The organism is Halomonas sp. XH26 (assembly GCF_024138895.1).
GTDB classification, from domain to species: Bacteria; Pseudomonadota; Gammaproteobacteria; order Pseudomonadales; family Halomonadaceae; genus Vreelandella; species Vreelandella alkaliphila.
Genome location: NZ_CP071889.1, coordinates 3629519 through 3651689 on the forward strand (window position 1 = coordinate 3629519; position 22171 = coordinate 3651689).

The 22171-nt window shown below is 51.3% G+C and carries 20 protein-coding genes; 3 read left to right on the forward strand and 17 right to left on the reverse strand.

Annotation, left to right across the window (positions count from 1 at the left end):
• Nucleotides 1-86 precede the first annotated feature (86 nt).
• The 14 genes from J4377_RS16640 to J4377_RS16705 form a co-directional block, all read right to left on the reverse strand.
• Complete coding sequence (locus J4377_RS16640; protein WP_038478927.1) at nucleotides 87-1868, reverse strand: ABC transporter substrate-binding protein; 1782 nt, start codon at nucleotides 1866-1868, stop codon at nucleotides 87-89.
• Between the two features lie 89 nt (nucleotides 1869-1957).
• Nucleotides 1958-2695 (reverse strand): sulfite exporter TauE/SafE family protein, encoded by a 738-nt coding sequence (locus J4377_RS16645; RefSeq protein ID WP_231657908.1) that lies wholly within the window; start codon nucleotides 2693-2695, stop codon nucleotides 1958-1960.
• Nucleotides 2696-2884: 189 nt separating this feature from the next.
• Complete coding sequence (locus tag J4377_RS16650; protein WP_231657907.1) at nucleotides 2885-3475, reverse strand: malonic semialdehyde reductase; 591 nt, start codon at nucleotides 3473-3475, stop codon at nucleotides 2885-2887.
• Between the two features lie 56 nt (nucleotides 3476-3531).
• On the reverse strand, nucleotides 3532-4395 hold the full coding sequence (locus J4377_RS16655) for an intradiol ring-cleavage dioxygenase (protein ID WP_038478936.1): 864 nt from the start codon (nucleotides 4393-4395) through the stop codon (nucleotides 3532-3534).
• A 1-nt stretch (nucleotide 4396) separates the two neighbouring features.
• Nucleotides 4397-5317 carry an NAD(P)-dependent oxidoreductase gene (locus J4377_RS16660; RefSeq protein WP_253486194.1) on the reverse strand — a complete coding sequence of 307 codons (921 nt, stop codon included), beginning with the start codon at nucleotides 5315-5317 and terminating at the stop codon, nucleotides 4397-4399.
• Nucleotides 5318-6700 (reverse strand): amidohydrolase family protein, encoded by a 1383-nt coding sequence (locus J4377_RS16665; protein WP_198349320.1) that lies wholly within the window; start codon nucleotides 6698-6700, stop codon nucleotides 5318-5320.
• Nucleotides 6697-7776: a maleylacetate reductase gene (locus J4377_RS16670; RefSeq protein ID WP_231657905.1), complete on the reverse strand. Its 1080-nt coding sequence runs from the start codon at nucleotides 7774-7776 to the stop codon at nucleotides 6697-6699. The genes J4377_RS16665 and J4377_RS16670 overlap by 4 nt, the downstream gene beginning before the upstream one ends.
• A 72-nt stretch (nucleotides 7777-7848) precedes the next feature.
• Nucleotides 7849-9390, reverse strand: coding sequence for a sugar ABC transporter ATP-binding protein (locus tag J4377_RS16675; RefSeq protein WP_038478945.1), 1542 nt, complete (start codon nucleotides 9388-9390; stop codon nucleotides 7849-7851).
• Complete coding sequence (locus J4377_RS16680; RefSeq protein ID WP_038478948.1) at nucleotides 9387-10346, reverse strand: ABC transporter permease; 960 nt, start codon at nucleotides 10344-10346, stop codon at nucleotides 9387-9389. The genes J4377_RS16675 and J4377_RS16680 overlap by 4 nt, the downstream gene beginning before the upstream one ends.
• Before the next feature lie 16 nt (nucleotides 10347-10362).
• Entirely contained in the window at nucleotides 10363-11373 is a 1011-nt protein-coding gene (locus J4377_RS16685) for an ABC transporter permease (RefSeq protein ID WP_038478951.1), read from the reverse strand.
• A gap of 157 nt (nucleotides 11374-11530) precedes the next feature.
• Nucleotides 11531-12469 (reverse strand): sugar ABC transporter substrate-binding protein, encoded by a 939-nt coding sequence (locus J4377_RS16690; protein ID WP_038478954.1) that lies wholly within the window; start codon nucleotides 12467-12469, stop codon nucleotides 11531-11533.
• A 332-nt stretch (nucleotides 12470-12801) separates the two neighbouring features.
• Nucleotides 12802-12978 (reverse strand): hypothetical protein, encoded by a 177-nt coding sequence (locus tag J4377_RS16695; RefSeq protein WP_009723019.1) that lies wholly within the window; start codon nucleotides 12976-12978, stop codon nucleotides 12802-12804.
• 102 nt (nucleotides 12979-13080) lie between these two features.
• On the reverse strand, nucleotides 13081-13491 hold the full coding sequence (uraH, locus tag J4377_RS16700; protein WP_038478956.1) for a hydroxyisourate hydrolase: 411 nt from the start codon (nucleotides 13489-13491) through the stop codon (nucleotides 13081-13083).
• A 47-nt stretch (nucleotides 13492-13538) separates the two neighbouring features.
• Entirely contained in the window at nucleotides 13539-14030 is a 492-nt protein-coding gene (locus J4377_RS16705) for a heme-binding protein (RefSeq protein WP_038478958.1), read from the reverse strand.
• Nucleotides 14031-14165: 135 nt separating this feature from the next.
• On the opposite strand from J4377_RS16705, the gene J4377_RS16710 reads away from it, so the two are divergent.
• From J4377_RS16710 to J4377_RS16720, 3 genes are all read left to right on the forward strand, one after another.
• Nucleotides 14166-14837: a heavy metal response regulator transcription factor gene (locus J4377_RS16710; protein WP_198349316.1), complete on the forward strand. Its 672-nt coding sequence runs from the start codon at nucleotides 14166-14168 to the stop codon at nucleotides 14835-14837.
• Nucleotides 14837-16210 (forward strand): heavy metal sensor histidine kinase, encoded by a 1374-nt coding sequence (locus tag J4377_RS16715; protein ID WP_253486195.1) that lies wholly within the window; start codon nucleotides 14837-14839, stop codon nucleotides 16208-16210. Before J4377_RS16710 ends, J4377_RS16715 begins: the two co-directional genes overlap by 1 nt.
• Nucleotides 16211-16394: 184 nt before the next feature.
• A complete protein-coding gene (locus J4377_RS16720; protein WP_253486196.1) occupies nucleotides 16395-17552 on the forward strand; it encodes a linear amide C-N hydrolase in 1158 nt (385 codons plus the stop codon).
• 156 nt (nucleotides 17553-17708) lie between these two features.
• On the opposite strand, the gene J4377_RS16725 is transcribed toward J4377_RS16720, so the two are convergent.
• The 3 genes from J4377_RS16725 to ccoG all read right to left on the reverse strand — a co-directional run bounded on the left by J4377_RS16725 (nucleotide 17709) and on the right by ccoG (nucleotide 22085).
• Nucleotides 17709-18524 (reverse strand): alpha/beta fold hydrolase, encoded by an 816-nt coding sequence (locus tag J4377_RS16725; protein WP_253486197.1) that lies wholly within the window; start codon nucleotides 18522-18524, stop codon nucleotides 17709-17711.
• A gap of 47 nt (nucleotides 18525-18571) precedes the next feature.
• The gene (locus J4377_RS16730; RefSeq protein ID WP_038478970.1) at nucleotides 18572-20311 is read right to left on the reverse strand and encodes a GGDEF and EAL domain-containing protein; all 1740 of its coding nucleotides are present in this window, start codon (nucleotides 20309-20311) and stop codon (nucleotides 18572-18574) included.
• Nucleotides 20312-20624: 313 nt separating this feature from the next.
• Entirely contained in the window at nucleotides 20625-22085 is a 1461-nt protein-coding gene (gene ccoG / locus J4377_RS16735; RefSeq protein ID WP_253486198.1) for a cytochrome c oxidase accessory protein CcoG, read from the reverse strand.
• Between the last annotated feature and the right edge of the window lie 86 nt (nucleotides 22086-22171).

Genomic DNA, 22171 nt, shown 5'->3' on the forward strand with positions numbered 1-22171 from the left:
ACCTCACAACGGGCTCCCCCCTTCGGGAGTGCTTTTTTATCTTTGTGGTTTTCGTCCGTGTGATCCGTGAGTGTCCGTGGTCGGCCTCAATAATGCCCCTTTTCGCGCATCACCTTATCGGCACGCTCTTGAGCAATAGAGAGTGCTTTCTTGATAGAGCGCCGTCCATCCAGTACTTCAAATATCTCGTTTCCCGCAATGCTGATGACCTCCGTTACCCCAGGCACGGGCGGGCGTGGCCATGCCTGTAAAATATCCTTCTTTGCCATATCATCGACAATCTTAATCAGCGGCGATAATGCCGACACTTCAGGGTCCTGACTAACACTGAAACGAGGCGTTACCAAGCTACCGTTCATGATGTAAAGCTTGGACATATTGGCTGATGTCAGGTGTCTTAGCGCTGTCCATACCGCCTCAACACGCTCTGGTGCTAAGTTCGAGGGAATAGCGAGGGCATAACCACCAATCGGCGTAATGGCGCGACCATGATTTCCAACCGGATGGGGCAGATAGCCAGTATTGCCATATGCAGGAGAGTGTCGATCTAACTCAAACAACGGGGCGAGTAACGTATAACAGTAGGCCATACAGGCCTCGCCCGATGCGTACGACTGAGCACGTTCGTACCAGGACATACTAAGAATGTTCGGCGGTGAATATTTCAAAATATCCAGCATATATTCACAGGCCCTATAAGCGGCATCTGACTGAAACATTGGGCGCAATTGCTCGCCCGCGGCTTGCTGAAAGTCATAACCGCCCTTGCCGTTGGGGAGGTTAAGCAGCGGCTGACCGAACTTTGCCATTAAAAAACTAAACGTATGACCAAGGGGCGTGCCTCTTGCCGCATTCCAGGCAATGCCATAACGCCCTTTGGCTGGGTCATGTAACTGCCTAGCGACTTTAACCAGTGCTTCTGTGGTGGTGGGCGGCGTTAACTGCGCTGCCTCGAAAACATCCTGACGATAACAAAGTAATTCCGGTGTGGTTTGAACAGGGATACCGTACTGGCTACCCGTATACCCTGAGCTCTGAATCGCCATGGGGTGGAAATCAGAAAGATCGTAATTATCGCGTTTAATTAGCGTATCGAGAGGCATGAGAATCCCTCTTGCCGCTAATTCACCAAACCAGGGCAGGTCACAGGCCACGACGTCATAGCGCGACTTCGCCAAACGGGCATTATCGAGGATCTCATCTAGCAGATTATCGATTGACCGTGCTTTGTTGCGAATTTCTAGGCCAAAGATTGACTCTAACTGACGCTTAAGATTGTGCATGGCCATAAACGTGGGGTCAGCGTGGGCTAACACGCGTAACCCGCCCTTCAGTTCAAGCCGTGCAGACAGGACTGCTGGTGTTGATATCACCCGCTCTGAAGACGACGCCCCTAAGAAGATCTTACTGGCCGTTTCCGATGAGGGGTCGATTCCGAACAATGGGCCGAGGAGCCCTTTAATTCGCTCAGCGTAGCTTTCCCACTCCTGAATCATTTGAGAAGAAGGATGCAGCGAAACTGTTTTACCCGACTTGGTTCTTGGGCGTGAGATAAGAAGACCTCGCTGCATAATGCTGTTAATACCGCGCTTTGCCGTCCCATAAGTCAACCCAGACGCATCGGCCAGCGACGTTGGGGTGGTTAATCGACCTGCAAGATGGTTGCGCATGACGTGCAACAACATACGCATTTCGCGATAGCCGAGCGCCATGGAGAGCGTGCCTTCAGTTTCATCTTCAAATTTTTCAATGAAGTCGATAAAGCGAGCGAACTCTGTATTAGAAATTTTCGAGGAGGGCATTTGCGACAGCTTATCGTAAGGCCCCTCTGGATTAGCCTCATTTATCTCAGCAAGACCGTCTCTCATGACAACCCCCAAGCATGGTAAAGCCATAAGACTAACAAAGTAGTGATAAGTGCTTTTAACGATCAGCCGTTGTTTAAAGCATTCAAACGTCAGTTGATACCATTCATGATTAACCGGATGCCCAGTAAGATCAGTAGACAAAGAATGACACGGAAAAACACTTCACCATCAATACGTTTCTGAATCATCAACCCTAACCTGACCCCCAACCAAGCCACTGGCATCAGTAATAGCGCTATCGTCAGGTTATCGATATTTACCAAGCCAAGCAGAGTATAGGGAACCAGTTTTACCAGATTGGTAATCGCCAGAAAGACAACGGCTGTGCCTAGAAATTGCTGTTTCGTCAGTTGGCATTGCAACAAGTAAAAATTCAGCGGCGGGCCGCCCGCATGGGCAATAAAGCTGGTAAACCCTGCTATCCCACCACACAGTCGTCCAACCCAGCTAGGCATCAACTTGCCACGTAGCGGCTTGAATAGCCCCCATAGACCAAACAGCACTGAGAAAATCCCCAGTACGAGTTTCAGGAGCGCTTCATCAAACCAGCCATAGGTTAAATAACCTACTCCAACACCTAATATCGCAGGTGGAAACATCAGCCACAATAAACGATCAACCCGCTGTCGCCACCACGCTTTTAGGCTAAAGATATCCATCACTATTAGCAGCGGTAGCATCACTGCCACCGCAAATGCTGGGCTCGCTTTTAGCGAGATTAACGGCACGGCAACCACCCCCACACCGCCGGCAAAGCCTGACTTGGAAATACCTGTCAGCAGCACGGCGACCACCATCAAAATAACAAAAACCCAATCAACACCCATGACACACCTCATCAGTCTTCGAGCAGCAAACGGCTATTCGCAGATGAAAAAAGGGGCCATGACATGCACAGCCCCTTTTGCTCGGGTAATTTACCCCTACAAACTGCCCAGATGCTTTATCTGTCGGGCTTAAAGTACCTGTTATCGTACCTGTTATCGTACCTGTTATCGTACTTGTTATCGTACTTGTTATAGCACCTGGCACACTTCATCGAAGGAGAAGCGATCACCACGGGGGAACAATGCGCTGGCATCGCCATAGCCTAAGTTACATAGGAAGTTGCTCTTCACTTTGCCGTCCGGGAAGAACTCTTCATCCACGGCCGCGTTGTTGAAGCCGGACATCGGGCCAGCATCCAGGCCGAGTGCGCGAGCAGCCATGATCAGATAGCCACCCTGAATCGAGCTGTTGCGGAAGGCGGTGGAGTGAATGAAGTCCGATTTGCCTTCGAACAGTGATTTAGCATCTTTGTTGTGGGCAAACATGCGCGGCAAATGCTCATAAAACTCGGTATCAAAACCAATCACAGCCACCACTGGGGCTTTCATGGTCTTCTCCTGGTTGCCCGGCAGCAGCGCTGGCTTCAAGCGCTCCTTGGCTTCGTCAGTGGTCAGGAAAATAATCCGCGACGGCTGACAGTTCATGGATGTGGGGCCAAAGTGCATCAAGTTATACAGTTCACGCAGGGTGTCTTCACTTACCTCACGGTCCTGCCAAACGTTGTGAGTACGTGCTTCAGTAAACAGTGTTGCGATAGCTTTTTGATCAATCATTGTCATGTCATTTCCTCTTTCGGTTTAACCAGCTCAGTTCGAGCCGGGCGTTCAGGGTAAGCTCAAGCCGTCTTTAAGCCGAAGTTGTAATGAAAGTAGCGGTAAGGGGTTTCCATCTGCCGACCATCGGGCCCCTGACCCGCTGGCTGCTGCGCAAACTCTTTGACCAGTGAATCTTTCACGCCAAAGACCGCATCCGAATCGAGGTAGGGATCATTCTCAGCGAAGATTTGCGTGACCAAGGTTTCGTACCCCGGCGCCATCAACATGAAATGCACATGGGCAGGGCGATAGGGGTGACGACCCGTGATTTCGAGCATCTTACCCACCGGCCCATCGGTCGGAATCGGGTAAGGCGATGGCGTGACCGTCCAGAAGGCATAACGCCCCTGGTCGTCGGTGTGAAAGCGCGCGCGTAACGAGGCGCTTTCAAGCTCAGGCTTCTGGACGTCATAAAAGCCTTCACTGTCCGACTGCCAGACATCAATGGTGACATTCGCCAGCGGCTTGCCCTGGTCATCGTGGACATAGCCCTCGACAAATAAGGGCTCCCCTTCAACGCCCCAGTTAATGGCGTCGCCTTGGCTCGCCTGGGGAGGATCTGCCACGTAGAAAGGCCCCAGCACGGTGCTTTCGGTAATTTTGGGGTCGCTTGATGCGTGGTTAATGGCATCCACCAGCATCGTCACGCCGAGGGTGTCAGACAGCAGAATGAATTCCTGGCGTTCGTCATCGCACATTTGTCCTGCACGGGTGAGAAACTCAATTGCCTGGGTCCACTCTTTCTCGGTGGGCTTCACCTCGCGCAAATACGCATGCAGATGTTTTACCAAGCCATTGAGCAAGGTTTTGAGCCGTTCGTCCTCACAGCTTGAAAATTCATTAATCACTGCCTGGGTAATATTGTCGGTGGTCAGGTTACGCATCTTACTGCCCTCCCTGCTGTGCAGGCGTTGGCTCACCCAGCCCGGAAAGGCGTTCGGTGTGATGTACGGTAGCGATATAGTCATCATCGCCATGCCCGGTGGCGATCAACGCGGTATAGGCTTCACGCATTTGCGCGGCCAGCGGCGTCGACACCCCGGAGCCATGGGCACAGTTCAGGATCAGGTCAAGATCCTTGGCCATCTGGGCGGCGGAAAACGTCGAGGTGAAATCGCGCTGTGAAAGCGGCGGCACCTTGTACTTCACCATAGGGGAGCCCACTGCGCTGTCAGAAATCAGCTCCAACATGGCGTCCCATTCAATGTTGCCTTTACGCGCCAGCGTCAAGGCTTCGCTCAGCATGCCGGCACTCACCGCAATCATCAGGTTGATGGCCAGCTTGGCGACCCGAGCCTGCTCTTCATCGCCTAGCCAATACTGCGCCTTGGTAAAGGCGTCAAACACCGGTTTCGCCGTTTCCAATGCATCGCGTGGGCCAGACACCATCGCCGACAGCGTGCCAGCCTCTGCTGCCACCGGGTTGCCTGACACCGGGCTGCGCAGATAGGCAATGCCTTGGGCTTTGGCTGCTTCAGCTACCCGCGCTGAGGCTTCCACACTGACCGTGCTGGTTTCGATCAGGATGCTACCGGGTACCATATGGCGGACCAGATCGCTGGGTTCAAGGCACAGGCTGATCAAGGCGCGGTCATCAGGAATCGAGACAAACACCAGATCACAATCTGCCACGGCACTGGTAAGCGATTGATGCGGGGTAATGCCTATGTCTTCGGCGAGCGCCAGACGCTGCGCTGAAAGATCAAAGCCTTGAACGGCCGTCCCTGCCTGAATAATCCGGGCGGCCATCGGCAAGCCCAGCTTGCCCAGGCCAACCCAGGCGACCTTGGAGGATGAATGGGACATTTAATGTGCCTCCTGTGTGGATTGAGCTTCACGCTCCAGCAGCTCGGCGTGAATGCGATGGCCTGAAGCGGCAAGCTCGGCAATACCCGGTTGGATATTCATCAACAGACGACCGCCACGTTTTTTGAACTGCCCGGCCACCATGACACTGTCGACGTTGGCAAGGCTTGTTTGCATAACGACCGTAGAAACGGGATCGTTAACTGGCTGCATATTGAGCTGGTTGCTATCCAACAGCACCAAGTCAGCCTGTTTGCCTGGGGTCAGGCTGCCAATGCGGTCATCAAGCCCCAGGGCTTTTGCTCCATCCAGGGTGATCCAGCCCAGCGCTTCCCGAGTGGTAATGGTCGAAGTATCGGGGATCTTGCCCAGCTCTCGGCGAGAGGCATCGTTATCCAGGGCGCGCTGCATCCCTAGAGCGGCTCGGGCTACGCTGAACATATCGCCGGAAAGCACGGACTCAAGATCTACCCCCAATGAGACTACGCCGCCGTGCTGGCGCACCAGTCCAGTCACCGGAAAGCCATGCCCCTGGGTCATCTCGTTTTCCGGTGCTACTGAAAAGGTCACGCCGCTGGCGCAGAACCTAGCCATCTGGCCATCATCCAGGCTCTGGCCATGCACAATGTTGATATCCGACCCCAGCAGACCACGAGCTTCCACTTCGTCCCAGGCGCCGGGCGACACGGCTTCGCCACCGCCCTGATGCATGGATGCCACCAAGCCAAACTCTTTGGCCAGGGAAAAGTCCTGCAGAGTGACATCCAGGGTGGAGTAATGCGGCCCCAGAATCGCCATCCCCAAAGTGACCAGGCCATCAGGATTAGACAGCTCCCCGCCAAGCAGACGCTCTATTTCATGGCGCGGGTGGGGAATTTCACTAAAGTGCGGTTGACCGGGCTTGGGGTCCGGCTTGGGCGAGCCGTGCATGAACAGCGCCCGAATACCGGATTCCTTCAACCCGCGCACAGCGGCATCGGTATGCTCAGGGGTCGGATTGTTATGGCACCAGTCACCCAGAGTGGTGGTGCCGCAATTAAGCTGGTTGATGGCGCCCATGCGGGTCGCAATGTAGATATCGTCCGGCGTGAACAGGGCCGCCAGCCCGCGGTGCACGTGACGAAAATATTCCAGCAGCGTCCAGTTGGCAGCTACGCCGCGCAGACCGGTCTGCCAGGTGTGCATGTGGGCATTCACCAGGCCGGGAATCAGGATACCGCCGCCACAGTCAATGACCTCGGCGTCCTGGGTTCTGGGGTCAGCCGTCAGATCATGACCCACGGCAGCAATGCGCTCGCCCTCAATCAGCACCTGGCCGTCGCTGAGTTCGCCTAACTGCGGGTCCATGGTGACAATGCTGGCGTTGATCAACAGGGTTTTCATTGCTCACCCCCGTTATCTGCCTGTGGCCGACGCCCGGATTGGGCATCGGTCAACAAACGACGAATGCCATTCGCTTCCACGTCGCGTGGATTCCAGTACGGGTTACGGGTAGCAATCTCAGTGGCACGTTCAACGTCTTCCACGCTAAACCCGAGTTCAGAGAGCGCGCTTGGCGCCCCGACGGCACGTCCCAGGTCATACAGACCAGTGGCGGCATCGTCGCAGCCCAACGCACGGCAGATACGCGCCATGGCCTGCGGCGCGGCCGGGGCGTTGTAGGCCACCGCATAAGGCAACACGATGGTGTGCGTTTCTGCATGGGGAAGATTGAAAGAGCCGCCCAGGGTATGGCACAGCTTGTGGTGTAGCGACATGCCTACCGAGCCCAAACAGGCGCCACACAGCCAAGCGCCGTAAAGTGCATCGGCACGTGCGTCGACGTTGGACAGATCATTGGCGATAACCGGCAGGCTTCGCGCCAGAGCAGCAATGCCTTCTTCGGCCATCAGTGCAATCACTGGGTTGCCATCGCGGGCATAAAGCGCTTCCACCGCATGGGCGATGGCGTTAATACCACTGGTGCCCGACATACCAGCTGGCAGCGTCAGGGTCAGGTCAACGTCGTAAATCACCGTTTCCGGCAGCACGTCTAGGGTACGCTGGGTGGTTTTCTCACCGTCACGGGTTTCACCCAGGATCGGCGTCATTTCCGACCCGGCATAGGTGGTGGGAATAGCAATCTGGGCTAACCCTGTGCGCAGCGCTATCGCCTTGCCCAAGCCAATGGTAGAGCCACCGCCAATGGCGATGGTGCAATCCACGTCCAGTTCCTTGACGACCCGCATGGCATCATCCGTGATATCTACCGGGGTGTGCATGGCAGCCTGGGCATAGACACCGACGCCTTTATCACCCAACTGCTGCAAGACATCCTGGGCCTGCTGGTGCTGCTGGGGCGTGGCCAGAACCAAGGCACGTGAACAGCCGAGATGAGCAAGCTCTTCACTTAGACGTGACAGGGTTCCTCGGCCAAACACCACGCGGGATGGTAAGCCATTATAAACAAAGGGTTGCATGGAACATTCCTTATACGTTTGAAGTGGTCTGTATGTGCTCTTTGCAGTGCACATCAGTCGCAACACAGCGAGCTAGCTCGCCTGTGCCTGCCTGCCCATGCCGGTAATCGCCTGAACCAGTTCGTCCTCACTGACGTTATCGCCATCAAATTCAGCGGTCACACGGCCGTCGTACATAGCGATAATGCGGTTACTCAACCCCAGCACTTCCGGCATCTCGGAAGAGATCACCAGCACCGCATAGCCGGATTTAGCCAAGTCTTTCACCAGGGTGTGAATTTCCGACTTGGAACCTACATCAATGCCTCGGGTGGGCTCATCAAGAATCAATAGCTTCGGATGGGTATGCAGCCATTTGCCGATAACAATCTTCTGCTGGTTACCGCCACTTAAATTGCCTACCTTCTGGCGCCAACTGGGGGTTTTGATTTTCATTGCTTGGTGATATTTGTCGTAAACTTCGCGCTCTTTAGAACTGGTCATAAAGCCCATTGACGACACGCTAGACAGGCTTGCCAGGGTCATGTTGTCTCGGCAGTTCATGCCCAGAATCAGCCCTTGGTCTTTGCGGTCTTCCGGGACTAACGCAACGCCACTGGCGACTGCATCATGGGCGCTGCGAAAGTTGACAACCTCACCATCCAGTATCACTTCCCCAGCGGAAGGTGTTCGCAAACCAAAGATGGTTTCTGCCACTTCAGAGCGCCCTGCTCCAACGAGACCATACATGCCAACAATCTCGCCCTTGCGCACGTTAAAGCTGACGTTCTCAAACACCCGCTTCACTGAGAGGTTACGCACTTCCAGCAGGTTGTTGCCAAAATCACTGGGCTTACTGGCATGATCAAGCTCCAAACTGCGACCGATCATCATGCGGGTGATTTCGTCTTCGTTGGTATCTGCGGTATTGACCGTGCCGGTGTATTCGCCATCGCGTAGTACTGAAATGCGGTGGGAAAGATGGAAAATCTCATCCATGCGGTGAGAGATATAGACGATCCCCACGCCCTGCTCACATAGCGAGTTGATCACGTCGTAAAGCACTGGTTTTTCATGGTCGGTGAGCGACGCCGTCGGCTCATCAAACACCACGACGCGTGGGGTAAACGCCAGCGCTCGACCAATCTCCACCATCTGTTTTTTAGCAATCGATAGCGACCCAACCAAGTCATCGTGCTGAAAACCGCACTTGAGCGTCTCAAGAATCTTATTGGTATCCTCGCGCAGCTTACGCCAGTCAACACGGTTGAACGGCTTTCTTGGCAGGCTGCCCAGAAAGATGTTTTCGGCCACCGTCATTTCCGGTACCAGCGACTGCTCCTGATGGATCAGAACGACCCCTGCACGCTTAGCATGCTTAGGGTTTTCAAAGGCCATCTCCTCACCACCAAGAGTAATCTTGCCTTCATTGGCTTGATGCTTACCGGCCAGCACCTTCATCAAGGTTGATTTACCCGCGCCATTCTCCCCAAGCAAGGCGTGTACCTCGCCGGGACGGACATCGAAATCAACATTGTTGAGTGCCACAACACCAGGAAAGCGCTTGGTGATGCCTTTAAGCTCAAGTATTGGCGCAGCATCGATCGGCTGGCGTGATTGGTTGGGAGCATTCATATCCGCACCTCCTTGGCCGAGGGCGCATTAAGTTTCTTATCAATGATCAGTACTGAAATAAGGATCGCACCGAGGATCACCAGCACGTAGAAGGCAGGCACCTGCATCAGGTTCATGCCATTACGCAGAATACCAATCGCCAGTACGCCGCCCAGGGTTCCTACTATGCTGCCGTAGCCACCGGTCAGCTTGGTGCCGCCCAGCACAACCGCGGTAATCACCCAAAGCTCATAGTCACGCCCCAGGTTTGGCGTTGCTGCGCCCATCTGGCTGGCCAGCAATACACCTGCCAAGGCAGCAAAGAAGCCCACAATAATAAAATTGATCATCATGTGGCGTCCCAGGCGGATGCCCGCATCGATGGAGGCTTCTGGGTTGCCGCCAACGGCAAAAGTATTGCGGCCATGGCCGGTACGGGTCAGCACCAAGTGCATAATTAACGCGCAGGCTAGGAAAATAATCGCCAAGACAGGAAACGGCCCAATCGTGCTGGTACCAAAGTCTGCAAACGCAAAGTTCATGGCAAAGAAGGACTGCTCATCGGTGTACAGAAAGATCAGGCCACGCACACCAAGCATGGCACCTAGCGTGACGATGAAAGCGTTGACACCGGTTTTCCACACCACAAAACCATTCAGGGCGCCCAGCAGAATTCCTGAACCCAAGGCCGCTAGAATCGCCAGTGTCATGCTCACTTCCTGCAAACCCACCGCTAACGATGCAGCAAGCCCCAATATTGCTCCCACCGACAGATCGATGTTGCCGTTGATCATCACGAAGGTCATGCCTAGCGCAACTAGGCCAATCGTTGAGGTCTGCACCAGAATATTGGTGATGTTGCCAAACGACAGGAAGTACTCCGACATAAAGCTGAAGAAAATAAAGAGCGCGATAACAAACACCCAGATAGGCTGGATACTCGTCCTGCCACGGAAGAATCCTTTAATAAACGACATACTGTTTTCCTCCGTGCTATGAGTGGGTCGTGAACAAGCGCTTACGCTTGTTAGCGAGATCCAGCCATACGGCTAGGATGATAATCACCCAGGTCACAATCCACTGGATGTAATAGGGGTAGCCCATCAGCAGCAGGCCATTCTGGATAAAGCCCAGGATCAACACGCCAATCACGGTTTTCCAAATACTGCCCGCACCGCCGAGCAAACTGGTTCCGCCAAGAATGATGCCGGCCAGTACCAGCAGCTCGTAGCCCTGGCCTACGTTGTTTTGCGAGCCCATTACCCGTGAGCCAAGTACCAGGGCGGCACAGGCCACACAAAAAGCTGAAATTAGATAGGTGCTGAACACACACCAGTTTTTACGAATACCGGAATAAACCGCCGCCATCGGGTTGCCACCGACCGCAAAGATGCGCCGACCGTACCCGGTGTAGGACATCACTACCTGCATTACGATGGCCAGTAGCCCAAACATCAGAATGGGAACCGCAATACCACCGACATAGCCGCGTCCAAAGAAGGCAAACCAGGTGCCTTGCTGATCGGCGATATCAACGTTCTGACCGCCGCTGTAAATCAGCACGAAGCCTTGAATAGCCGACAACATCGCCAGGGTCACAATCAGTGAATTGAGACGCAGAAAACCAATCAAAAACCCGTTCACAGCACCGATCATCAAGGTCAGCACGAACATCAACAAAATAGCGTTGGTGGGGCCAATCTTGTCGTGTAGGTCAACCACCAGAACAGTGGAAAATGACAGCATCGAGCCAACGGAAAGATCCAAGTTGCCACCGATAATCACCACGGTGACACCGACGGCGATGATGCCAATGATTGACGCCTGACGTACCACGGTCATGATGTTGGACTGAGAGAGGAACTGCTCAGAAAAGAACGAAAAAACAAACATACTGAGCAGGAAAAAAATGAGTATTCCTTGTGCCGATAGAAAACTCAGCATACCAGCCTTGCTGAGCTTTCCCGTCAGCAACCTAGGTTTTGATTGCTCTGCGGAAGCCATGCTATTCACCTATATAAAATCACCCCGGAAGACACCGATTAGCACGACGTTTGTTCTCACGCTAACCATGCCTCCGACGCAGAAAACCTGCCTTTAGGGTCACGCCGTGTCAGTGTTAGTGGGCAACACCTGCGGCACCAAACCGTTCGCTCTACCTTTAGAAAACCGGGCGGTCGAACTCTTCAAGGTTTTCAGCAGTGATTTTTGGCGTTTCGAAGAAATTCATTTTCGGGATATCTTCGCCAGCCAATACATCCAGAGCCGTTTTTAGGGCAGCCTCCGCATCATCAACAGGTGACTGATAGATGGAACCGTAGTATTCACCCCGCTCAATAGCGTCGTAGCCGACAGCGAAGTTAGTAGCACCAATGAAAATAATCTCATCAGCACGTCCAGCGCCATTGGCAGCATTTAAAGCGCCGACGCCCATGTTGTCATCGCCGGAATAAACACCATCAATACGGTCATATTTGGTCAGGAAGTCTTCCATCACCCGCTGGGCTCGCTCACGGTTCCAGTTACCCGGCTGAGTTTCCATTAGCTCAACGCCTGGACAAGCTTCTGCAAGACGCTCCTCAAAACCACCGGCACGCTCCATCGCGGTGGTATAGCCCGGCTGACCAGAAATCTGCACGATTTGACCTTCACCGCCTAAGGCATCACACATCATCTCGGCAGATGAAATACCCTGCTGAACATTGTCCGGCCCAGAAAAGGCAGCGATGAACTCAAGACCCGCTTCAGCAATTTTAGAGTTAGTAACCACCACCGGAATGCCGGCGTTATGCGCTTGGCGAATCGCAGGAATGACCGCTTGGCCGTTGGTTGGCCAAATAATGATGGCATCAACACGCTGCTGAATAAGATCCTGCATCTGGCCAATCTGACGTGCGACATCGCCACCGGCATCCAGCACGACAATATCTACGTTGCCAGCGCGCTCTGCAGCGGCTTCAAAGGCGCTTTCATAGGTTGTTTGGTAACTATCGACACCGACGTTGTTTTGGGTAATGCCAATGCGGTAGGTAGTTTCGGCTTGAGCCGTCGTGATCGACATCATAATGACCGACACGGCAATAGCGGTTTTCTTGAACATTGCGTTACTCCTGACGTTTTTTAGTAATTGTTTTTTAGCCTGCAGGCTATGCAAGCCTGGGTTTGGAGCTTACTGCTGAGCTTTGTTCCAGCACAACGTGACCGAAGTATAGAAATGACCAAACTGGTTATTTTGTTTTGTTACTTGAACACGACGATATGCAGGTCATTCATCAGCAAGGTCTTAGCAGAAAGAAAAGGAAGGAAAGGAAGGAAAGGAAGGAAAGGAAGGAAAGGAGAAAGATTACTGAACAGAACGACAACGGCCTCTATCACAGAGGCCGCTGGGCATACACCTACTCTAAACGTTTAATAAAACCACGCCATAGCGGCTTAACGATTTCGGTCAGGCAGATCAGCCAAGGCATTGTGCCCAATAGCACCGCTGTGCTGCTGGGACGTTGATTCTGGGTAAGCGATTTGATTATCTTCACCCGAACCGCGCTCCGCTAATGCAACACCAGAAACCAGTGCAAGAGCGATGGCAGCGACGATATTAATTACTTTCATTATTCATTCTCACTCGTTTTAATTGGTTAACTAATAAATTGAGTTATTAATAAATAGAGCGGTTAATAACTAGAACAACTCATCAATGATTGCTCAGTGACCTTAATTCCCACGGTACGTTGAGTAGCCGTAGGGGCTAAGCAGTAGCGGTATGTGGTAGTGCTGATCGGCCTCTTCCACTACGAAAGGTACTGGCACATTGGGGAAAAACGTAGCGGTGTCATGCGCTTCAAACCATTCACCGGTTTCAAACGTGACACGGTAAGTGCCTGGCAAGAACGCTTCATCAGTGGGGTAAAGGGCTGATACACGGCCTGCATCGTCGGTAGTTGCCGTTGCCATCAATTCCCAGCCCGTATCGGTATGACGCTCAAGTTCCACATCAACGCCAGGAGATGGCTGGCCGTTCTGAATATTGAGGACATGAACACTCAGCGGGTTATCAGCCGCCAGTGCTGTGGCAGCAACACTGCTAAGAGCAATACCAGCAAAAAAAGCAGACAATAGTTTCATAACAACATCCTTTTAGTGTGATAGGAGTAAAGCGGTGTTTGTGGGATTTACTGGGGTATCACGCTGTCGATAGCCGTTAGGGCACAGCCTTCGTCAATAGCAGAACCACCCGCCCCAGCAACACCAAGGGCACCAATCAGTTCACCTTCGATTCGGAGCGGCACACCTCCCCCCAACAGCAGCAATTCATCCAACGTGTTTAGGTTTGCCGACTCAGGGTCTTGGCGAGCATGTTCAGATAACGCGCGACTAGTACTGCCCGTCGACAATGATGTAAATGCTTTGCGTTGGGCGGCCAACGTGTTGTGGGGGCCGATGTTGTCATCGCGTTGCAAAGCAACCAGATTGCCACCACGATCTACTGCAGCGACCACCGCAGTGCGGCCATCGGCATGACACGCTTCCAAGGTGGCATTCACTAAGCGATTAGCCAGATCTAGCGACAGTGTCTGCTGCTGGAGCGGCCCGGTATCGGCAAGTACGCTACCGGCCAACAAGACAGCGCCAAGCAGAGGCAGGCGAGCACGTCGTGATGTCATGAAAGTCTCCTTATCAAGTGATGGCATCATCCTGACAGCTCGACCTCGTCAAACACCTGACGGCAGCATTACAGATTTGTAATGTGAAAAAGCGTCCGATCCGGCTACTCTGTGTCGATTTCGCGGGGTGACTGTATGCGTATCCTGATAGTAGAAGACGAGCAAAAAACCGCTGATTACCTGAGCAGAGGGCTTGGTGAATCGGGCTATGCTGTTGAGGTAGTTCGCGATGGATATGATGCACAGCACTACATTGAAGAGTACGAATTCGACTTGATCATTCTTGATGTCATGCTGCCCGGCCTTGACGGCTGGCAGTTACTACAAATGGTCCGCCAGCGAAGCCAAGTACCGGTGCTTTTTCTGACCGCGCGCGATGCCGTAGAGTATCGCGTCAAGGGGCTGGAACTGGGCGCAGACGATTACTTAGTAAAGCCCTTCTCGTTTGTCGAACTATTAGCCCGAGTACGTACGCTGTTACGCCGCAGCCCGCCTCGCGAGAGAGAGCATTTTCGCGTAGCCGATTTAGCAATGGATGTTTTGCGCCGCCGAGTCACCCGCCAAGGCGAACGACTTGCACTCACCAACAAAGAATTTGCGCTTTTAGAGCTGTTTCTCGACCGGGAAGGCGAAGTGCTATCACGTACCTATATTGCTTCTCGGGTTTGGCAGATGAACTTTGACAGCGACACCAACGTCGTTGAAGTAGCTGTACGGCGACTTCGCGCTAAAGTCGACGACCCCTTTCCCACTAAACTAATCCACACCGAGCGTGGCATGGGCTATGTGCTTGAGGATCGTTCCTAATGCCAGCATTAAACTCTCTAGCAACGCGCCTATCGTTACTTTTTGCCCTTGTCAGCACACTACTGCTGGGAAGTATCGGCACCTATCTCTACCATTCGTTAACCCGTGAAATAGCATGGCGTGATGACCAAATGCTGCATGGACGCCTGGAACGTATGGAGGCGCTGCTTGACGATAGCGAAAGCATCGCGATGCTTCACCAGCGCCCTCAGCTCTATGCCAACATGCTAGGCAATCGCGACAGCCTGCTGTGGGTACTTGATAGTGAAGGAAAAGTTCTCATTGAGGTTAATCCCAGCAATGCGCCCGTGCCAGAACTGCCAATGACGCCATCCGTTCGCTTTAGTGATATGCCTGAATCGATCCAGGCGAGACTGGCGTGGCACACTCTTGAACAAGATGGCCAGCCATTAACTCTGGTCGCAGGCAAGCTGCTAAATGAGCGAAATCAGATGCTCGCTGCCTATCGGCTCAAACTATGGGTGGCATTAGTGACTGGAGCATTACTGGCTTTTTTGCTTGGCTGGGGCGTCAGCCGACAGGGGCTTCAACCGCTGCGCCGCCTGGCTGAGCAGACCAACCGCATTGACATTCGCCAATTGGATCGACGCTTGAACGTGGCTGGGGAAACGGAAGAGATCAACCGTCTTAGCCAAGGCCTGAACCGTATGCTGGGTCGATTAGAGGAAGGATTCTCCCAACTCTCTCGCCACTCAGCCGACATGGCTCATGAGTTGCGCACCCCCTTAACCAATTTATTAGGGCAAACACAACATACGTTGCGCCGGGAAAGAAGTAATTTGGAATATCGCCAGGTACTTGAATCGAATATCGAAGAGTATGAGCGCCTATCAAGAATGATCGACAGCCTGCTATTCCTAGCCCGTACTGAAAGCCCATCAAGTGATATTCCCAAGGAGCGCGTCGATATCAGGGAGCTAGTCACCCAGCTATGTGATTACTTCGAGGGCATGGCGGAAGACGACAACCGCACATTGATAAATCACACTAGTGGTAGCGTACTTGCCAACTGCGATCTATTGCGCACGGCATTAGCCAATCTAATCGCTAATGCCCTACGCCATGGACGTTCAGGAACACCTATCCGCATTTATACCAAAAACGTTGAAAACCAAATTGAGTTACACATTCATAATCATGGGCCTGTCATCTCACCAGACGATCTGCCAAGAGTGTTTGAACGGTTCTATCGCTGCGATCCAGCGCGAAGCGGAGTGGCAGGCTCAGGCGGCTTAGGCCTAGCCATTGTTCGCTCAATTGCTCAGTGGCATAAAGGTGACGTGCGGGTCGAAAGCGATGCCGAAAAAGGCACTACCTTTACGCTCTTACTCAGCATTAACGACACGCACTGATACGGTTACGACTCTCTTACTTAACACACTAACTTATTTTTTGTTATCACCTAGCATTATCTAAAAAACAAATAACAACTATCAGCCTCACAAAAACTAACGTTTTCTTAAGTTAATTTTTAATAAATTACGCTATAGTTTACTGTAACGTATGTTAATTCTTAATGATTTTGTGAGGAAATATATGATGCTACGCCTTTCTAAACCTCGTTTAGCGCCGCTATGTATCGCCGTTGCCAGTATCGCCATAGCACCCACCGTATCCGCTTGCACTTCCCTTCTCTATAGCGACGCAAATGATCACTATTATGCGGGCCGCACCATGGAGTTGCCCATGGAGTTACCTTACAAGGTATCTTACTTTCCTGAAGGCACTACCTTTGGTTCGCAAGCTGACAAACATCATGCACTAGACTTTACTGGTCAAAACGCATTTGTAGCGATTAGCGTACCTGACCCAGTCTCAGGAGACGTAAAAGTAGCGGAAGGGCTTAATGACAAAGGCCTAACATTCAGCGTGCTGGCATTCGCGAGTACCGAAGGTCCCGTAGATATGGTCGACAACACACAAGCAGTGCTAGCCGCTATCGACTTAGGCGCCTGGACGCTTTCTCAGTTTGATACAGTCGACGAAGTCAAACAGGCATTAGAAGAACAACCTGTATTAGTCACTTCATTACTACCCCATGGGTTACTAAAAACACCGTTCCATTACACCCTGCATGACACTACGGGTAATTCAATTGTGATCGAGTTTGCTAACGGCGAACAAAATATTATTGATAACCCGCTAGGTGTTATGACGAATGGGCCAGAATTTTCCTGGCATATGACTAACCTGAACAACTACACATTTTTAAGCAACATTGATCAATCAAAATTGGAGCTTAATGGGGTAACACTCGCCCAACCTGATTCAGGCATCGCCACTGCTGGGCTCCCCGCCTCAAACACATCGGTTGGCCGCTTTGTACGCGCCGTTTACTATTCTCAGTTTGCCGAAAAAGCGGAAGATGCTGATAATGCAATCACCACGCTGGCGCACGTCATGAATAATTTTGACCGTCCGCGCGGCATTACTATCGACAACCGTTTCCATGATTCTATTGAAAACATTGCGGCCCCAGGCGTTAACAATAATCGCGTCTACACGTCTGAGTACACCTCCTGGACGTCATTGATTGACCTCCAGCAGCGGCACTTCCACATACGCTCTTACGACAGCCTTAACTATATTCATTTCGATTTAGATGAGCTAACTGATATTGATGAAATACGGCACGTCGAACTTAAAGATGTTGTCCATGGCCCACAAGATGCCACCGCATCCTTACGCCAATAAGCAATTCTCTGAAGAACTTGATTCGATAAAATACTTTTATAAACAACACACTAGGTAATAAAACATACTAAGCCGTTATGCGAACCGTCCAGGGCAAGAGCTAGCACCTCTTGCCCTACAAGCTCTAACTAACCTACGACACGGTCTACTCACACGTTAACGCCTACCCTCTAACCAGGCGTTAATTTCCCGAGCGACAAGCTCTGGATGCGTCATGTGGATACAGTGCCCCTCGCTTACCATAACACGCAGTGTGCTATGAGGCATTTGCGCATGGATATAACGCCCTACTTCCGGGCTAGCAAGGGAGTCTACTTCGCTTTGAAGCAATAGCGCCGCGTGTTTCGCTTGAGGTAGTAAATGTCTGTAATCCGAAAAGAAGGTAGCTCGCGCAAAGGTTTTCGCCACTAACGGGTCGGTTGAACAGAAACTGCTGGAGAGCTCTCCAATTAACGCATGAGACGTCCCAGACCCCATAATCAGTGGTGCCAGATAATTAGCCCATCCGATATAATTTCGATCCATTAAGCCAATAAGTTCTTCCAGATCACTACGCTCAAAGCCACCGTAATAGTTGGGTGGCATATTGAGAAAGCAAGGCGAGGGACAAATCATAATATGACTAGCGAATCGCTCGGGGCTGGCAATGGCCGCTAAGAGGCCAATGTTGCAACTAACAGAATGCCCAACAAAATGCACCTCGCTCAAATTGAGAGCATCACAAATATCGGTAACATCACGAGCATAACCTTCCAGCGTATTATAGCGTGACTCGCTGAAGGCAGAAATTGTTGATTGACCTGATCCTACATAGTCAAACAAGACCAGCGTGTAGTGCTCTTCAAGCTGGGGGATAAGGTACTGCCACATATGTTGGTCACAGCCAAAACCGTGAGCGAGCATCAGGGTTTTATTGCCTGACCCAACAACGGTTACATTATTTCGAGCTATGACTCGCTCTTTTGTTAACACGTTTGCTTTGCTCCCTTAGCTTAACGGTTTTATATACCAAAAATTAACTATCGATGACGTTTGAATTGCTTCTTAAAAGCGTGCTGATGCCACTCTTCAACCCAGGGTTTGAAGGCATGAGCAGGCATTGGACGGGCAATAAAATATCCTTGCCCACATTCGCAGCCAAGCTCAATAAGCTGTTGGCTATGTTGAAGCGTTTCAACACCTTCAGCGACCAAATCACATTCGAATGCGCCGGCAAAACCAATAACACCTTTAAGAATCGCTAAATCTCCAGCGCTAGACAGCATATTTTGAACGAAACTACGATCAATTTTTAGTGTATCAACTGATAGGTCTCTAAGATGGCTTAAAGAGGAGTACCCGGTACCAAAGTCATCTAACGAGATACGGATTCCCATCATTCGGCAAGCATTGAGCACCGAGTAAACATGGCTAACATCCTCAATAGTGCTTGTTTCCAAAACCTCAAGCTCAAGTCGCTGTTTTGGCAAACCAGGAAAGTCAGCAAGTATGTGGCTTAAATCGCAGAGAAACTGGGAATGCTGTAAGTGATACCCATCGATATTGACACTGACATGTAAATCCAGTCCTTGCTGAAGCCACTCCTGAAGCTGGCAAAGTGCGCTAGTGATAACCCATCTCCCCAGCTCCACGCCAGTCGACGTATTATTCAGCACAGGCAAAAAAGTGGCGGGTTCTTTTAATCCGTCGCTGGGATGGTTCCAGCGTATGAGCGCTTCAGCTCCAATCACCCTCCCCGTGAGCATATTAATTTTGGGCTGGAAATAAAGCTCAAACTGATTAGCGCCCATCGCAGCTCTAATAGCATTTAACTCTGATTGTTTGCCTTTTTGGACTTGTTCATTACCCACATTAAATAAACAAATCTGATTTTTTCCTGACAGCTTTGCTTGATACATCGCCTGATCGGCTTGACGAATCAATTGGTCAGGCTCTACCTCTTTCGATTGCGGATAGAGGGTAACGCCTATACTGGCAGAGAGCTTTAACAGCACCGAATCTATATCAAAGGGTTCTGAAAGTTTATTAATAAGTCGAGAAAGTGACTCTTCAACTAAACCGGCACTAAAGCGTCCATTCAAAAAAATAACAAACTCATCGCCACCAAAACGAGCAATCAAATCGTCGCTTCTTAAATTAGTAGCCAAGCGCTTGGCTACTAATTGAAGAATTCTATCGCCCATATGGTGACCATAGAGATCATTCACCTCTTTAAAGCCATCAAGATCAACAAACGCAAGCGCGAACGCCATATCATTTTTCTGTAAATCAATGATTTTCTGATCAAGGTGCTTGGTCAAAGCCGCGCGGTTAGGTAAACCGGTCAATTGATCGGTATCTGATAAAGTGCGTAGCAAAGAGACCTTCTGCTCAAGAAGCTTTTTAGTCTCCGTCAACTCCTGAAATAACTGGTCAGATCGGCTAGAACTACTGACACTCCAGAAAATACGCTCATTGGCACTATCATCGCAAAGCACATTCACCACGATTGGTAGGGTACTTGTAGAACGAGTCACCATTGAAAGCCGTATTTCGTCGCACTGCTTTTCCCGAACTAAAATAGGCACTATATAAGTGTCATACATAATCTGTGACGCTTTGCTCAATAAAATGAACAGATCGGCGCCTAATAAATCACGCGTTGAATAACCGTGATACTGCTCAAGATAGCGATTACTATAGAGAATCCGACGCTTATAGTCAGTAACCATGCACCCTATTGGGAAATCATCAAGCGAAAATAAGTTGGATGTCACCATGCTCTACCTTGAAATATACCGCAATGATTCATGCGTAAGCGTTTTTTACATTTACATATGATCTCTGATAATTAGAAAATTTGCTATTTTTATAACGTAACCAATTGATGTCATATAAAAAAACATCAATATAAAGAACTCTGCAAGTGGTACCGCTCGCTATATCCTACGCTTGTAAGTTGCGCAGTAAAAAAGTGAAGCGCACTAACGAAAATATGAAGAAAACACTAACAACAACCGATGCTGCCCACTAGATTTTTCTAGAAGGCAGCATAGCTAGTCAACGTCATCATCTTGACCAAGAAAAAGACGGTTATCTCGACGGCCCCAGGAAACGCGTTTCACTCACACGCGTTACCGATGGTTCTTCCAGCGATGTAAAGCGCAGCTCAATGGAGTGGCTGGGTTGAGTCAAAACACCCTCATCGGCGCTGAGAGCAACCCGTAAGCGGCGAGTCTCGTTAGCCTCTACGTCAATGGTTTCCATGCCTTGTAAGCGCAGCCCTGGCAAGCCGGATGCCGTTAACACATAGCGGTGAGGATCGGTATCTTGATTGCGCAGCGTTACGTTGTAGTAGTTGACGATGCGTCCACTTTCAGTACCTTCAAACAACGCTTGGCGATCTCGCGCAACATCTACATCGATGGGCACACGGGTGTTTAAGAAGCCAACGAGCAGCACCACCATAGAGAGCAGCGCCACAGCATAGGCGATCAGTTGAGGGCGCCAGAAACGGGTGTCTTTACCCTCCAACGCGCGCTCCGTGGTATACCGCACAAGGCCAAGCGGTTTATTAATCCGTGCCATGACGCTGTCACAGGCATCAATACACGCGGCGCAGCCAATGCATTCGTACTGCAGTCCATCACGAATATCGATACCTGTTGGGCACACCTGAACACACAGCTCACAATCGATGCAGTCACCAACACTGGATGCCTCAGCACCCTTTTGATGATGATTACGACGAGGTTCACCACGCGCAGCATCATAAGAAACAATCAGTGTATTGGCGTCGAACATTGCCGACTGAAAACGCGAGTAAGGACACATATGGAGGCATACTTGGTGGCGTAGCCAACCCGCATTCAGGTACGTAAAAACCGTGAAGAAGCCGATCCAAAATAGCGCCCAGGGATGCGCATTCAAGCTGACAAAATCTACCACCAACGCTCTAATCGGCGTGAAGTAACCGACAAAGGCGATCCCCGTTGCCAGCGCGATTAGCAACCAAGCCGTATGCTTAGCGGTTTTGCGCCAAAGCGTGTCAAAGGTACGTGATGCGTTATCACGACGTATGCGACGGTGCCGTGGCCCTTCCAAGCGATGCTCAAACCAGATAAACAGAAAGGTCCAAACGCTTTGCGGGCAGCTATAGCCACACCACACGCGCCCCGCCGCTACCGTGATCAAAAACAGGCCAAACGCGCACAACACCAAGATCCAGGTGAGCAAGATAAAGTCTTGTGGATAAAACGTCGCCGCAAAAATATGGAACTCTTGCGCAGCAAGATCAAACCACACCAGCGGCCGCCCCCCCCAATTAATCCATGGCAAGCCAAAATACAGCGCCATTAACAACCAGTTTGAGCAGCGCCGGATGCGCTGAAAAAAACCACCAATTTCTCGCACATAAATATGTCCAAGCTGGGGTGGCTTATTATTGGACGGGTTGCTACTAAAAGGCTGGTGGCGGGAATCATTAGATGCAGGCGAGTGGTGTTCAACCGCTGCCTCAGTGGTTAGGTTTTGCAATGGAATGCGTTGCGTCATACCGATATCCAGAAAAGAGGGAATGGAGGTCATACGGTCGAGGGGCGTCGCCGATTATTAACCACCACTATCCCCACTACGCTGAC

Bases quoted from the DNA above. Each gene is read 5' to 3' on its own strand.
- J4377_RS16695 (WP_009723019.1), bottom strand. From the start codon at position 12,978: ATGAAAGTAATTAATATCGTCGCTGCCATCGCTCTTGCACTGGTTTCT.
- J4377_RS16715 (WP_253486195.1), top strand. From the start codon at position 14,837: ATGCCAGCATTAAACTCTCTAGCAACGCGCCTATCGTTACTTTTTGCC.
- J4377_RS16665 (WP_198349320.1), bottom strand. From the start codon at position 6,700: ATGAAAACCCTGTTGATCAACGCCAGCATTGTCACCATGGACCCGCAG.
- J4377_RS16650 (WP_231657907.1), bottom strand. From the start codon at position 3,475: ATGACAATGATTGATCAAAAAGCTATCGCAACACTGTTTACTGAAGCA.
- J4377_RS16640 (WP_038478927.1), bottom strand. From the start codon at position 1,868: ATGAGAGACGGTCTTGCTGAGATAAATGAGGCTAATCCAGAGGGGCCT.
- J4377_RS16710 (WP_198349316.1), top strand. From the start codon at position 14,166: ATGCGTATCCTGATAGTAGAAGACGAGCAAAAAACCGCTGATTACCTG.
- J4377_RS16670 (WP_231657905.1), bottom strand. From the start codon at position 7,776: ATGCAACCCTTTGTTTATAATGGCTTACCATCCCGCGTGGTGTTTGGC.
- J4377_RS16685 (WP_038478951.1), bottom strand. From the start codon at position 11,373: ATGGCTTCCGCAGAGCAATCAAAACCTAGGTTGCTGACGGGAAAGCTC.
- ccoG (WP_253486198.1), bottom strand. From the start codon at position 22,085: ATGACGCAACGCATTCCATTGCAAAACCTAACCACTGAGGCAGCGGTT.
- J4377_RS16720 (WP_253486196.1), top strand. From the start codon at position 16,395: ATGATGCTACGCCTTTCTAAACCTCGTTTAGCGCCGCTATGTATCGCC.
- J4377_RS16680 (WP_038478948.1), bottom strand. From the start codon at position 10,346: ATGTCGTTTATTAAAGGATTCTTCCGTGGCAGGACGAGTATCCAGCCT.
- uraH (WP_038478956.1), bottom strand. From the start codon at position 13,491: ATGAAACTATTGTCTGCTTTTTTTGCTGGTATTGCTCTTAGCAGTGTT.
- J4377_RS16660 (WP_253486194.1), bottom strand. From the start codon at position 5,317: ATGTCCCATTCATCCTCCAAGGTCGCCTGGGTTGGCCTGGGCAAGCTG.
- J4377_RS16645 (WP_231657908.1), bottom strand. From the start codon at position 2,695: ATGGGTGTTGATTGGGTTTTTGTTATTTTGATGGTGGTCGCCGTGCTG.
- J4377_RS16655 (WP_038478936.1), bottom strand. From the start codon at position 4,395: ATGCGTAACCTGACCACCGACAATATTACCCAGGCAGTGATTAATGAA.
- J4377_RS16690 (WP_038478954.1), bottom strand. From the start codon at position 12,469: ATGTTCAAGAAAACCGCTATTGCCGTGTCGGTCATTATGATGTCGATC.
- J4377_RS16705 (WP_038478958.1), bottom strand. From the start codon at position 14,030: ATGACATCACGACGTGCTCGCCTGCCTCTGCTTGGCGCTGTCTTGTTG.
- J4377_RS16730 (WP_038478970.1), bottom strand. From the start codon at position 20,311: ATGGTGACATCCAACTTATTTTCGCTTGATGATTTCCCAATAGGGTGC.
- J4377_RS16675 (WP_038478945.1), bottom strand. From the start codon at position 9,390: ATGAATGCTCCCAACCAATCACGCCAGCCGATCGATGCTGCGCCAATA.